Origin of the sequence: Arthrobacter sp. zg-Y750 (genome assembly GCF_020907365.1) — a bacterium.
In the GTDB taxonomy this organism is placed as follows: domain Bacteria; phylum Actinomycetota; class Actinomycetes; order Actinomycetales; family Micrococcaceae; genus Arthrobacter_B.
Map to the genome: position 1 here is coordinate 24,025 of NZ_JAJJOC010000024.1, position 13,042 is coordinate 37,066.

The window sequence follows — 13,042 nt, forward strand, 5'->3', positions numbered from 1 at the left end:
GCCGGTTTCGGAACAGTGCACCGTACGGACCGGATCGGTCCCGTGTACGGCCAGAAGTTGCCAGCCACCGTCGATAACGGAGTCCGCCCGGATCATTCCGGGCCGCTCCCTCGCCTAGGCATCGGGGTTAATGCTACCAGCACAAGGACGCCCGCCCGAACCGAAGTCCGGGCGGGCGCCCTTGTGCGCGGAAAGGGATCCGCTTAGACCTTGCCGTCGAACAGGCTGGTGACCGAGCCGTCTTCGAAGACTTCCCGGATGGCCCGGGCGATCATCGGGGCAATCGAGAGTACCGTCAGCTGCTCGAACCGCTTGGCTGCCGGAATGGGCAGCGTGTTGGTGACCACCACTTCGCGGGCACCGGATTCGGCCAGGGTCCGGGAAGCGGGATCGGACAGCACCGCGTGCGTGGCTGCGATGATGACGTCCTTGGCGCCGGCTTCCTTCAGGACGCGCACGGCGCCGGCGATGGTTCCGCCGGTGTCGATCATGTCATCGATCAGCACGCAGGTGCGGCCTTCAATCTGGCCCACAACCTGCTTGGACACAGCTTGGTTGGGCACCGTGAGGTCGCGGCTCTTATGCACGAAGGCCAGCGGCGCGCCGCCAAGGCGTTCGGCCCACTGCTCTGCCACGCGGACGCGGCCGGTATCCGGGGATACGACCGTGACGTTGGAGGCATCCACCCGGGTGCGGATGTAATCGGCCAGCAGCGGGATGGCCATCAGGTGGTCCACCGGGCCGTCGAAGAAGCCCTGGATCTGCGCGGTGTGCAGGTCAACGCTCATGATCCGGTCCGCGCCGGCGGTCTTGTACAGATCGGCAATCAGGCGTGCGGAGATGGGCTCGCGGCCGCGGCCCTTCTTGTCCTGCCGGGCGTACGGGTAGAACGGGGAAACCACGGTGATGCGCTGGGCGGAAGCCCGCTTGAGCGCATCGATCATGATCAGCTGTTCCATCAGCCAGTTGTTCAGCGGGGCCGGATGCGCCTGGATGACGAAGGCATCGGTGCCGCGGACGCTTTCATTGGGACGGACGTAGATCTCACCGTTCGCGAAGTCGTATGCGGCCAGCGGCAGCAGCTCCGTATCCAGGCAGCGTGCTATCTCCTCTGCCAGCTCTGGATGGGCACGTCCTGTGGCAAGGACGAGCTTCTTTTCACCCTTGGAGGTGATTTCGCTGCTCATTCGTGGTCGCTTTCTCGCGTGGGGTTACCTGTGGGGGAAGAAGCTGAAAGGGCCGCTGCGGCGGCGTCGGCGGCGGCAGTGCCGGCCCGGTGTTCCGCGACCCAGCCGTCCAAGTTGCGCTGCGGGGCGACGTTGATGGCCAGGGCACCTGCCGGGACGTCCTTGCGGACCACCGTTCCGGCTCCACTGTACGCCCCGTCGCCCACCGTGACGGGAGCCACATACATGTTGTCGCTGCCCATTCGGACGTGCGAACCGATGGTCGTGTGGTGCTTGTTTACGCCGTCGTAGTTGACGAAAACGGACGCTGCGCCGATGTTGGACTGCTCGCCGATAGTGGCATCACCCACATAGGAAAGGTGCGGAACCTTCGAACCTGCACCGATATTGGCGTTCTTGGTTTCCACGAACGTCCCGATTTTGCCCTTGGCGCCCAGCACGGTTCCCGGACGCAGATAAGCGAAGGGCCCGACGGCGGCTCCGGCACCGAGGACGGCATCACTGCCGTGCGTGCGGACCACCGAGGCACCCTCCCCCACCTGGACGTTCGTCAGGGTGGAGTCCGGACCGACGACGGCGTCCCGGGCAACGCTGGTGGTTCCGTGCAGCTGCGTGCCGGGCAGGATGGTGACGTCTTCGGCCAGGGTGACGGTGGAATCTATCCACGTGGTGGCCGGGTCGGCAATGCTGACGCCGGCCCGCATCCACCGCTCCAGGACGCGCCGGTTATGTTCGGCATTGAGGGCGGCGAGCTGGACCCGGTCGTTGGCGCCTTCGACCTGCCACTGGTCCTCCGTCGCCATGGCCGCGATCCGGCCGCCGGCGTCCCGGGCAATGGCCAGCACATCGGTCAGGTACATCTCACCCTGGGAGTTCTGCGTGGTGACCGATTCCAGCGCGCGGCGCAGCGCGGCGGCGTCGAAAGCGTAGATGCCGGAGTTGATCTCATTCACTGCACGCTGTGCGTCGGTGGCATCCTTGTGTTCCACGATGCCGGTGACTGTGCCGTCTTCGGCGCGCAGCACCCGTCCGTAGCCGGAGGGGTCGGCCAGCTTGGCGGTCAGCACGGTCACGGCGTTGCCGTCCGTCTCGTGCACGGCTACGAGGCGGCGGAGGGTGTCCGCTTCCAGCAGGGGTGCGTCACCGTAGGTGACCACCACCGTGCCGTCCAGCTCACTGACCGCATCCAGCGCGGAGACGGCCACCTGGACCGCACGGCCGGTGCCGGGAACATCGTCCTGGTCCACAATCACGGCGTCCGGTACATGCTCGGCGGCATGGGCCGAAACCAGGTCGCGTTCGTGGCGCACAACCACGGCCAGGAACCGCGGGTGCAGCGCTTCGGCGGCTGACAGTGCGTGGCCGAGCATCGAGATTCCGCCGACGGTGTGGAGGATCTTCGGGGTCCGGGACTTCATCCGCGTCCCGGAACCGGCAGCAAGGACAATAACCGCAGCCAAACCCTCCGCAGAATTCCCGTTGGTCCGGACATCGTTGGTGGTCACGAGATGGCGCTCCTTGGTGGTACGGCCGGTATGTATCAACAGCGCGGCAACCCCGGGAACATCCCGGAGGCACGCCGCACAGTGTTCCGCCCATAGGATTCGAACCTATACTCCACGGCTCCAAAGGCCGGGGTGCTGCCATTACACCAGGGCGGATCTTGTGCCTGGCTAGCCACGCACACAAGAGTTTAGTCTGCCACGGGAGCCGATGCGTTCGCGAGTTGGCCGCAGGACGCCGCCGGCGGATGGGTAGACTGGAGCGGTGGTAAAGACTTCCGCCGGCGTTACACGCCTGCGTATGACCGGTGTCCAGCGCCGTGCCCAGCTGATCGAAGTGGCACGCAGCCTCTTTGCGCTGCGCGGACTCGACGGCGCAACCATCGAGGAGATCGCGGCCGCGGCCGGTGTGTCCAAACCGGTGGTTTATGAACATTTTGGGTCAAAGGAGGGTCTCTACACCGAAGTGGTGGAGGCCGAGTTCAACCGCCTGCTCGTTGCCGTTACCGAGTCCTTGAATGCGTCCGCGGGCCCCCGTGTCCTGCTGGAGCGGGCCGCCTACGCACTGCTGGACTACATCGAGAACCACACCGACGGCTTCCGGATCCTCACCCGGGACGCCCCGCCGTCGCAGCCGGACGGCACCTTCTCCACCCTGCTCTCCCGTATTGCCCGGGACGTGGAGCACATTTTGTCCAAGGAGTTCGGCAGCCGCGGCCTCAGCGCCGAAGTGGGCGGCATGTATGCGCAGATGCTGGTGGGAATGGTCGCCATGACCGGCCAGTGGTGGCTGGATTCCCGCACCCCCGACAAAGCCACGGTGGCGGCACACCTGGTCAATCTGGCCTGGAACGGGCTGACAGGCCTGCAGAAGGAACCGCAGCTCACGGGCATGGCGGGCGGGGCACCGTCCGTCGCTTCCACCGGCAGCGCAGACAGCTCCCCCGCCGTCCTCCGCCTTTCCGCCGTACTGGTCTCCGACGACGACGGCCGCATCCTCCTGGTCCGCAAGCGCGGCACCTCGCGCTTTATGCAGCCCGGCGGCAAGCTGGAGCCCGGGGAGTCTTTCGTGCAGGCCGCTGCCCGCGAAATGGGCGAGGAACTCGGGGTGCAGGCCGCCCCGGCAGACCTGACGGACCTTGGCCGCTGGTACGGCCCGGCCGCCAACGAGGAAAACACCTTCATTGACGCCGGGCTGTTCGCGTGGACCGTCCCGGCCGGCGTCGAACCGGCCGCCGCGGCGGAGATCGAGGAAATCCTCTGGCTGGCCCCGGCCGCCGCGGCGCAGCGCACTGACCTGTCTCCGCTGCTGGCCGAACACATCCTGCCCCGCATGCTGGGCTGAGCGCCCTCGTGAGCGTGCTCCAGAGCCGCTGGGGCTGAGCCGCTTGCGCCTGAGTTGCCCGGGTTCCCTACTCGAGGAGCTCCGAGGCCTCCAGCCACTGCATTTCCAGTTCTTCCTGCTCGGCGGCAACGGCCTGCAGCTTGGCATTGAGCCCGCCGATCAGCTCAAAGTCCGCGCCGCCGGACTGCTGCGTGGCCTCATTCATCTGCGCGTTGATCTTTTCCGCCTGCGCGGTCAGCTTGCTGAGCTGGCGCTCGATCCGGGCCAGGTCCTTCTTCGCCGCCCGCTTCTCGGCTTCGCTGGCACCCGAGCCGGCCAGCGCCGTCGTCGTTCCGCTTCCGCCCGTTGATCCTCCGGGGCGGGATGCTCCGGCGGCAGCGGCACGGGCCGCCTGCGAGGACCCGCGGGCAGCCGTGGACGCCGAGGAGTTCGCGGCCAGTGTTTCGTTGCGCAGTTCCAGGTACTGGTCGACGCCGCCGGGCAGGCCGCGCAGCTTCCCGTCGCCCAGCAGTGCCATCTGGTGGTCGGTGACCCGTTCCAGGAGGTACCGGTCGTGGGAGACCACCACGAGGGTGCCGGGCCAGCCGTCCAGTACGTCCTCGACAGCGGCCAAGGTGTCGGTGTCCAGGTCATTGGTGGGCTCATCCAGCATCAGGACGTTCGGTTCACCCACCAGCAGGCGCAGCAGCTGCAGCCGCCGCCGTTCACCGCCGGAAAGTTCCCGGACAGGTGTCCACTGCCGTTGGGCACTGAAGCCCAGCTGCTCTACAAGCTGGCCGGCGGACAGTTCGCGGCCGCCCACGTTGAAGACCCGCTTCTCGTTTTCGATGACCTCGATGACCCGCTGGTCCGCCACCTCGTCCAGTTCCTTCACTTCCTGGGTCAGGACGGCGGTCTGCACGGTCTTTCCGCGCTTGAGCCGCCCGGCTGTGGGTTCGATCTCCCCGTTGAGCAGGCGCAGCAGGGTGGTCTTCCCGGCGCCGTTCACACCCACCAGGCCCAGCCGCTCACCCGGCGCCAGGCGCAGTGTGATGTTCCGGAACAGGTCAGTGTTTCCCAGCGTCAGGGACACGTTTTCCAGGTCCAGGACATCCTTGCCCAGCCGGGCGGTGGCCATCTTGTTCAGGGACAGCGTGTCGCGGGGTTCGGGCACGTCCTCGATCAGGTTGTTTGCGGCCTCGATGCGGAACTTCGGTTTGGCCGTGCGGGCGGGCGCGCCGCGCCGCAGCCAGGCCAGTTCCTTCTTGACCAGCTGCTGGCGCTTGTTCTCCACGACGGACGCCATCCGGTCGCGCTCGGCGCGGGCCAGCACGTACGCTGCGTAGCCGCCGTCGAACGGATCCACCACGGCGTCGTGGACCTCCCAGGTGCGCGTACAGATTTCGTCCAGGAACCAGCGGTCGTGGGTGACGACCAGCAGGCCGCCGTCGGTGGGACGCCAGCGCTGCTTCAGGTGCCTGGCCAGCCAGGCCACGCCCTCGACGTCGAGGTGGTTGGTGGGCTCGTCGAGCATAATCACGTCGTCGTCGCCGGTCAGCAGCTTCGCCAGCGCTACCCGGCGCTTCTGCCCGCCGGAAAGCGAGGAGACCTGCGCGTTCCAGTCCACTTCCTGCACGAGGCCGCTCATCACGTCGCGGATCCGCGCGTTGGATGCCCATTCGTAGTCTGCGGCATCGCCGACAATGGCCTGCCCTACCGTGAGGTCCCCGTCCAGTACGTCGGTCTGGTCCAGGTAGCCCACGGTGACGTCGCGGCGGCGGGTGACGCGGCCGTCGTCGGGGGTCTGCCGTTCGGCCAGCAGGCTCATCAGGGTGGACTTGCCGTCGCCGTTGCGGCCGACCATCCCGATCCGGTCGCCTTCCTCGAGGCCGAGCGATACCCCGTCGAGGATGGTGCGCGTGCCAAAGGAGATGCTGAGGTTTTCAGCGCCAAGCAGGTGTGCCAATCGGTACTACTTTCTGTGCGTGGGTGTTGCGGCGGAATCCGGGTCCGGTTCCGGCAGGACAACGGCGCCCGGTGCCGGTCCGTAGACGGCTATGGCTGCGTGGCCCCCGCCGCGCAGCGCCTCGGCCAGTGCGGCCGCATGGGCCTCTGAGGATGCGAGGAAGGCTAGGGTGGGGCCGGAACCGGAGACCATGCCGGCCAGGGCGCCGTTGCCGGCACCGGCCGCAAGGACGGATTCCAGCCCGGGTGCCAGTTCCAGTGCGGCGGGTTGCAGGTCATTGACTAGAACGCCGGCCAGGCCGGCAGTGTTCCCGGCAGCCAGGGCGCCCAGGATCCGCGGGTCCACCTCCGCGGGTTCGGCAACCTTGGCATCGGCCCGGAGCGCGTCCAAGGCCGCAAAGACCTGCGGGGTGGAAAGACCGTAGGCAGCCGGCACCAGGACCCAGTGCAGCGGCTGCGGTGCGGGCACCGGGGTCAGCCGGTCCCCCACGCCCAGGCCGGCAGCGGCACCGCCCATCAAGGCGAACGGCACATCCGCGCCGAGGCCCGCGGCCAGCTCCGAAAGCTCACCGGTTCCCAGCCCGGCCTGCCACAGTTCGTTGCAGGCCACCAGGGCCGCAGCGGCATCGGCCGACCCTCCGCCCATGCCGCCGGCCACGGGGACCCGCTTGGCAATGTGCAGGTGTACCCCGGCCGAGGCCCGGCCGGCCCGGGCTGCTACTGCGCGGGCGGCCCGGGCGGCGAGGTTGCTGCCGTCCAGCGGAATGCCGGCCACGGGCACGCGGTTGTCGGGATCACTGACGGTCAGCCGGATTTCATCGCCTGCCAGCTCCGTAGCGGTGACTTCCTCGAAGAGGGACACGGCCAGGTACAAGCTGGCTACGCCGTGGTAGCCGTCCGCCCGCTGCGGGCCGACCTTCAGGGAGACGTTGATCTTGCCGGGGGTCCGGACACGGACGGAAGCCGGTGCGCTCATGTTTTCTGCATCTCTTCCCTCAGGCAACCAGCGGTTTCGCGGCCTCGGCAATACGCGCGAACGCCGCGATGTCCAGGACTTCGCCCCGGGCACTCGGATCCACGCCCGCGGCGCGCAACGCCTTCTCTGCTTCGGCCGGGCTGCCTGCCCAGCCGGCAAGTGCGGCACGCAGCGTCTTGCGGCGCTGCGCGAAGGCTGCGTCGATCACGGCAAAGACCTCTTCGCGGCTCGCGCGGGTCTGCGGCGGTTCGTGCCGGGTGAACCCAACCAGGCCCGAGGCGATCTTCGGCGCCGGCCAGAAGACATTCATGCCGATGACGCCGGCCTTGCGCATGGTGGCGTACCACGCGGCCTTGACCGAGGGCACACCGTAGGTCTTGGAGCCGGGGGCGGCCGCCATCCGGTCTGCCACTTCGTCCTGGACCATCACCAGCCCGTGCTGGAGGGAGGGGAAGTGTTCGAGCAGGTGCAGCACAACGGGCACGGCAACGTTGTAGGGCAGGTTCGCCACGAGTGCCGTGGGTTCAGCCGGCAACTCGGTGATCCGCATGCCGTCTCCCAGCACCACGTGCAGGTTCGAGGCGGATTCAGGCCTCCGCCGTGCCACGGTATCGGGCAGCTTGCCGGCAAGGACCGGATCAATCTCCACGGCCACCACCGTCCCGGCGGCGTCGAGCAGTCCCAAGGTCAGCGACCCCAGTCCCGGTCCGACCTCCAGCACCGTTTCACCGGGCCGGATATCCGCGGCAGCCACGATCCGGCGGATGGTGTTCCCGTCAATGACAAAGTTCTGGCCCAGCGTTTTGGTGGGGCGGACACCCAGTTCCTCCGCCAGCGCCCGGATATCCGTGGCGCCAAGCAGCGCAGGGACCGATGAACGGGGGGCGGGTTCGGATTCACTCACCCAGTAATACTAGCCGAGCGGGGCGTACGCGCCGGAGCCGGCATCCGGGTGCCGCAGGGGGCTCTTCCCGGTGAACGACGGCCCGGTTTCCGCACCCGGGGCACCCCGGAAGGCACTTGGCCGCTTTGCCTGCGAGAAGCGACGGATGCTCTGCCGCGGCCCGGCTCCGGGGGCTAGCATCGATCGCACTGGCGGGGCCCTACAGGCTGTCGCACCCGGTGATTGGCGGAACAACGATGGGCAAATCATTCGGCGAAAAGCTGCGCACGGCGCGGTTGGAACGGCATCTGACGCAGGCACAGCTCGGCAACGGCGCTTTCAGGGCACGGGACATTTCCCTGCTTGAAACCGGGCGCCGCGAACCGGCACCCGGCGCGCCCGCCCTGTTGAGCCGGCGGTTGGAAAGCGGCCGCGGCGGAGCCGCTTCCGGTACGTGCGAAGACGGAGCTTTGTTCCTGGAACTCTCGGCGTGGCAGGCCCTGGATGAACGCGACTACGGCGGGGCATGTGTGCTGGCCGGCCGGGCCGCCGACGCCGCAGCAGCCGCCGGGGACCAGCAGTCCTGGTGGGCAATGACCCATTTGGCTGCCCGGTGCCTGCAGGCAATGTGCCGGGTCCGGGAGGCAGCCGGGAAAGCGTCCGGACTGCTCCGCCATCCGTTGGCTGCCGAGCATCCCGGCCTGCGTGCCCAGGCGGAAATCCTCCTCGCCCGCGCGTATCAGGGCATGGGTGAACTCGGCGAAGCGGTGGCCCATGCCCGTGCCGCCCTCCGGTCGGTACAGGGCTCCGCGCCCGGAGCCTTGCTGTTCCTTGAGGCCTGCGAAGCACTTTCGTCCGCACTGGCCGAATTCGGGCAGATCGACGAGGCATGGGAATACTGCCGCACGCTGGTGCTGCCTCTTTTGGAAACGGGACTTCCACGGGAGGCCAGGGGCCGGGCGTTGTGGGCCGTGGGCAATGTTGCCTTCCGCCGGGGGGATTACGGCACCGCACTCCGTTACCACCGGAACGCCGCCGTCCTGCTGCTGCCGGGATCCGACGTCGAGCTGTGGGCACGCTTCAACAGTTCCACTGCCGCCATGCGGCTGGCGGCAGGCATTCACGATGCCGAGACGCTGGCCTGCATAGAGCACGCCGAGGTGGGGATGGCAGTGGTGGGGCTGCCGGCGGCGGAGCAGTTGGAGCTGATCCACAGCCGCGGGCTATGGCTGGATCTCAACGGGGAACACATACAGGCGGTGGACATCCTCGCCGAGGTGTACGCGCACCGGGAGGAGCTTCCGCCCCAGGCGGCAGGGGAAGTTGCCCTCCATCTGGGCCTGGCACTGGCCCGGACCGGGGCGACCGACGCCGGGTCCCTTTACCTGGCCGACAGCGAGCAGTCTTTCCGTGCGGTGGGGGCCGGGGACCGTGCCGCACACGCGGCCGCCCTGGCCCACGAAATCACCACACGCTAAGCCCCCGGGACCTAGAGCAGGCCCAGCTTTGCGGCGCAGGACGGCCAGTGACCCCATCCGCCGCTGGCGCGGAGCTTCTCCGCCACCGCAATCTGCTGTTCAGGCGTGGCCTCGCCGGCCGTCGGAGCGTAGGCGCCTCCGCCGGCGCCCAACCAACTGGCGGAGCTGAACTGGAGGCCGCCGGAATAGCCGTTGCCGGTGTTGATGTGCCAGTTGCCGCCGGATTCGCACTGTGCCAAGGCAGCCCAGGTGCCCGAAGACGGTGCCTCCCCGGATCCGGCGGCCGCCCCTGCGGCAGGCGCGCCGGTTTCCGCCGCAGCGCGCTTCTTGGTACCCACTGCCACCGCTTCCGCCACCGGCTCACGCGTGACGTTTTCGCTGACCAGCGTCCGGCTGACTTCCCGGCCGTCCACGACCGTTACGGAAAAGACCTTGGTGCGTTCGCCGTCGACGCCGGGCGTGGTGACCCTTTTCTCGCCCTCGACTATGTCCGCGTTCGGCACCTCGCTGCTGGTAAAGGGCACCGGCTCGGTTACGGTTTCCTGTTTCCCGGCAGCGACACGGGTCACTTTCAGGCCCATGCCATCCACAAGCGCTGCACTGCGGGGCGCCGACACCCGGTCGGCCGTCCCCAGGCTGACGCCTATTTCCTTCAGCACATCGCGCACCGTCCCGGCAGTTGTGCTGACCGGGTGGGTGGCGCCGTCCACGATCAAGAAGACGGTCTTGGGGGTCGAGATGGAAATACGCCCGTCCAGGCCCTCCAGAGAAGTGTCCAAGGAAGCGGAAACCGCCGAATTCGTGGAGACCCGCAGCTCTGACACAAGGTCAGCGACGGTTTCCCCCGTGGTGTGCACAGTGGTTCCGTTGCCGTCCACCGTGACCTCCACTGCGCGTGCGCGGGTGATCTCAATGGCAGTGTCCTCTGTAAGGGCACTGGCAGGTGCCGGAGTGATCCGGTCTGCGGGATTCACCTCCACGTGGGCGGCGGCCAGCGCGTCAGCCACAGTGCCGCCGAAGGTCTGTACCTCCTGGCGGTCGCCGTCGACGGTGAGCACCACCGTCTTGGTGGCACCCACAAAGGCAACCAGCCCCAGGACCAGGCACACCATCACGGCCGCTTGGCCAACGATCTTTACCCCACGCTTTGCGAGTGAATTTGCCACGAATTCCCAAACTGTCACAGCATCCGGGCACGGGGACTTGAAGCACCGGGCGTGCGTTCCCGCCCACCGGCTGACGGCGGAGCAGGAGCGCGCGCGGCGCAGGCATGGCGGGCAGGGCCCACTGGAGCTGCGGAAGCAGCACTAGCACGGCCTTGCGAATTTATACAGATCTAGTCCGGATGCCTTCCCCGACCCCGGCTAATAGCTCCCTACCGTAACCGAACCGTGATCTGAGGGCAACCGAAGGTTCCGGCGCATTGCCGCGCCTGGAGTCCCCGCGGACCTCCCCCGGCAGCTAACGGACGTCCCACGAACCGTAGGCACGCTCGGTGTTGGCGGCCAGCCGCGCCCCAAGTTCGGCCAGATCAGCATCCAGCCGTTCGGCCATAAACCGCACGGTGTACGGCACCATATAGCTGGCGTTGGGCCGGCCCCGGTGCGGGTGCGGGGTGAGGTAGGGGGCATCCGTCTCCACGAGCAGCAGGTCCCGGTCCGCGACGGCGAGCGCTTCATGCAGGTTGGCGGAATTGCGGAAGGTCAGTGTGCCGGAAAAGGACATATACCAGCCGTTCTCACTGCAGGTCCGTGCCAGCTCCGCGTCTCCGGAGAAGCAATGGAACACCACCGTTTCCGGAGCTCCTTCTTCGGCCAGCACCCGCAGCACGTCGGCGTGGGCATCGCGGTCGTGGATCTGCAGGGCCAGTCCGAGGCGCTTGGCGATGTCGATGTGCTGGCGGAAGGAGTACTGCTGGCGTTCCAGGCCCTCCTCCCCCGTGCGAAAGTAGTCCAGCCCGGTTTCGCCTATGGCCCGGATGCGGGGGTGCGCGGCGAGCAATTCAATCTCCTCGAGCGCCGGTTCCAGTGCACCTTCGGCAGCCAGCAGCGGGGCATCGTTCGGGTGGATTGCCACCGCGCCCAGCAGCCGCGGATCGACGTCGACGGCGGCTGCGGTAAAACGGGAGGAGGCCAGGTCCGTGCCCACCTGGATGGCGCCTTTGACCCCTGCCCCCTCCGCCGCGTCCAGGGCCGCGGCAAGCGCAGCGGCAAGGCCGGCGTCCGGCCCGCCTGCAAAGTCGAAATGCGTATGGTTGTCCATCACCGGCACGGGCAGGGGCTCGGGTGCCGGCGGATAGCCCTTGCCGCTGCGTCCCGGCGCCCCTGCCCCGGCACCGCCGGGCAGGTAGGCCTCCGGTGTGGTGCCGGGAAGATATCCGCTTCGATTACTCATGTTCTTAAGCCTAAGTGAGCTAGTACGCTGTACAGACAAGTGCCGCTGGTCGGGTCACTGGTCTGTCATGGGTCTGTCATTGGCGCAGGTTCCAGCTGAGGGAGCTTTCGCAGTTCCGCCGCTGCAGCGCCAGGGTGCCACCCGACGGGGTTGCTGATCGGACTCCCGGCGGTTCGCCGCCGGGCGGACCAATCGGGCTGCAGCTGCAACCGCCGACTATGGAAGGTGTCCATGGACGCTCCAATCCCGTCTGCCGCTGCGTCCCTTAACGCCTTCCCCTCCGGCCCGCCGGCATCCGGGCAGGGAACGGCTACTGCCCTTCATTCCGAGCCCTACACCCCCGATTCCTTCCGCTCAGCGGCGGACGGGATCCTGGCTGCCATCGGAACGGTGATCGACGGCAAGGAGGAAGCGGCCCGGCTTGTCCTGACCGTCATGCTGGCCCAAGGGCATGTGTTGCTGGAAGACGTTCCCGGCGTCGGGAAGACAATGCTCGCCAAGACGCTCGCCCGCACCATCGACTGCACCGTCAGCCGTATCCAGTTCACACCGGACCTGCTGCCCTCGGACGTTACCGGGGTGTCTATCTACAACCAGGACAGCCACCGGTTCGAGTTCCGGCAGGGACCGGTGTTCGCCAATGTCGTGATTGCGGATGAGATCAACCGGGCTTCCGCCAAAACCCAGTCCGCCCTCCTCGAATGCATGGAGGAGCGTCAGGTCAGCGTGGACGGCGGCACGCACCGGCTCTCGGCTCCCTTTATGGTGGTGGCCACCCAGAACCCCATTGAGATGGAGGGGACCTATCCCCTGCCCGAAGCGCAGCGGGACCGGTTCATGGCACGGATTTCACTGGGTTATCCGGATGCCCGGTCCGAAGCGGACATGCTGGAGAACCACCAGTCCGGCTCACCGCTGGAGAGCATTACCCCCGTGGTCGGCATGCGGGAAGCCTCTGCCATGATCGCCCGGGTGCAGGACATCTATGTTTCAACGGCGGTCAAGGACTACACGGTGGCGCTGGGCCGGGCCACCCGCGGACATCCGGACCTCCGGCTGGGTGCCAGCCCGCGGTCGCTGCTCCAGCTCCTGCGCGCAGCCAAGGCCTTCGCCGCATTGGAGGGCAGGGATTTTGTGCTCCCGGACGACGTCGCCTCGCTGGCCGATCCCGTCCTGGCCCACCGGCTCCTGCTCAACCGCAAGGCCTCCGGCGCCGGGGAGAGTGCTTCCAGCGTCATAGCTTCGGTAGTTGCCTCGGTCCCGGTGCCCCGCACGGCCGCCGGCGCGGAGCGTTCCCGCCGCTGATCTTCCGTACCGGCACCCGCCGGACCCC

General features: G+C 67.7%; 9 protein-coding genes, 1 tRNA gene and 2 pseudogenes. 4 read left to right on the plus strand and 8 right to left on the minus strand.

Annotated features, from left to right (window positions below; all coding sequences use genetic code 11):
- Positions 1-203: 203 nt before the first annotated feature.
- The 3 genes from LOC57_RS15385 to LOC57_RS15395 all read right to left on the minus strand — a co-directional run bounded on the left by LOC57_RS15385 (position 204) and on the right by LOC57_RS15395 (position 2,848).
- Positions 204-1,187, minus strand: a complete 984-nt coding sequence (locus LOC57_RS15385; RefSeq protein WP_227914125.1) for a ribose-phosphate diphosphokinase — start codon at positions 1,185-1,187, stop codon at positions 204-206.
- Positions 1,184-2,692, minus strand: coding sequence for a bifunctional UDP-N-acetylglucosamine diphosphorylase/glucosamine-1-phosphate N-acetyltransferase GlmU (glmU, locus tag LOC57_RS15390; RefSeq protein ID WP_331460682.1), 1,509 nt, complete (start codon positions 2,690-2,692; stop codon positions 1,184-1,186). Before glmU ends, LOC57_RS15385 begins: the two co-directional genes overlap by 4 nt.
- Before the next feature lie 84 nt (positions 2,693-2,776).
- Positions 2,777-2,848, minus strand: a tRNA-Gln gene (locus LOC57_RS15395).
- 142 nt (positions 2,849-2,990) lie between these two features.
- On the opposite strand from LOC57_RS15395, the pseudogene LOC57_RS15400 reads away from it, so the two are divergent.
- Positions 2,991-3,575: pseudogene (locus LOC57_RS15400) on the plus strand (TetR/AcrR family transcriptional regulator); the annotation flags it as partial.
- Positions 3,576-3,665: 90 nt separating this feature from the next.
- Positions 3,666-4,034, plus strand: a pseudogene (locus LOC57_RS15405) (NUDIX hydrolase); the annotation flags it as partial.
- A 67-nt stretch (positions 4,035-4,101) separates the two neighbouring features.
- Here LOC57_RS15405 and LOC57_RS15410 read toward each other — a convergent pair.
- The 3 genes from LOC57_RS15410 to rsmA are packed head-to-tail and all read right to left on the minus strand — an operon-like array spanning position 4,102 to position 7,858.
- Positions 4,102-5,979, minus strand: coding sequence for an ABC-F family ATP-binding cassette domain-containing protein (locus LOC57_RS15410; protein ID WP_227914123.1), 1,878 nt, complete (start codon positions 5,977-5,979; stop codon positions 4,102-4,104).
- A gap of 6 nt (positions 5,980-5,985) precedes the next feature.
- The gene (locus LOC57_RS15415) at positions 5,986-6,954 is read right to left on the minus strand and encodes a 4-(cytidine 5'-diphospho)-2-C-methyl-D-erythritol kinase (RefSeq protein WP_229960779.1); all 969 of its coding nucleotides are present in this window, start codon (positions 6,952-6,954) and stop codon (positions 5,986-5,988) included.
- A 19-nt stretch (positions 6,955-6,973) separates the two neighbouring features.
- Entirely contained in the window at positions 6,974-7,858 is an 885-nt protein-coding gene (rsmA, locus tag LOC57_RS15420; protein ID WP_227914121.1) for a 16S rRNA (adenine(1518)-N(6)/adenine(1519)-N(6))-dimethyltransferase RsmA, read from the minus strand.
- A 236-nt stretch (positions 7,859-8,094) separates the two neighbouring features.
- Here rsmA and LOC57_RS15425 point away from each other — a divergent pair, with 236 nt between their 5' ends.
- Complete coding sequence (locus tag LOC57_RS15425) at positions 8,095-9,315, plus strand: helix-turn-helix transcriptional regulator (RefSeq protein WP_229960781.1); 1,221 nt, start codon at positions 8,095-8,097, stop codon at positions 9,313-9,315.
- Between the two features lie 11 nt (positions 9,316-9,326).
- Here LOC57_RS15425 and LOC57_RS15435 read toward each other — a convergent pair whose 3' ends face one another.
- Entirely contained in the window at positions 9,327-10,481 is a 1,155-nt protein-coding gene (locus LOC57_RS15435; RefSeq protein ID WP_331460683.1) for a ubiquitin-like domain-containing protein, read from the minus strand.
- 295 nt (positions 10,482-10,776) lie between these two features.
- Positions 10,777-11,709: a TatD family hydrolase gene (locus LOC57_RS15440; protein WP_229960783.1), complete on the minus strand. Its 933-nt coding sequence runs from the start codon at positions 11,707-11,709 to the stop codon at positions 10,777-10,779.
- A 231-nt stretch (positions 11,710-11,940) separates the two neighbouring features.
- Here LOC57_RS15440 and LOC57_RS15445 point away from each other — a divergent pair, with 231 nt between their 5' ends.
- Positions 11,941-13,014 carry an AAA family ATPase gene (locus tag LOC57_RS15445; protein WP_227914118.1) on the plus strand — a complete coding sequence of 358 codons (1,074 nt, stop codon included), beginning with the start codon at positions 11,941-11,943 and terminating at the stop codon, positions 13,012-13,014.
- The last annotated feature ends 28 nt before the right edge of the window (positions 13,015-13,042 follow it).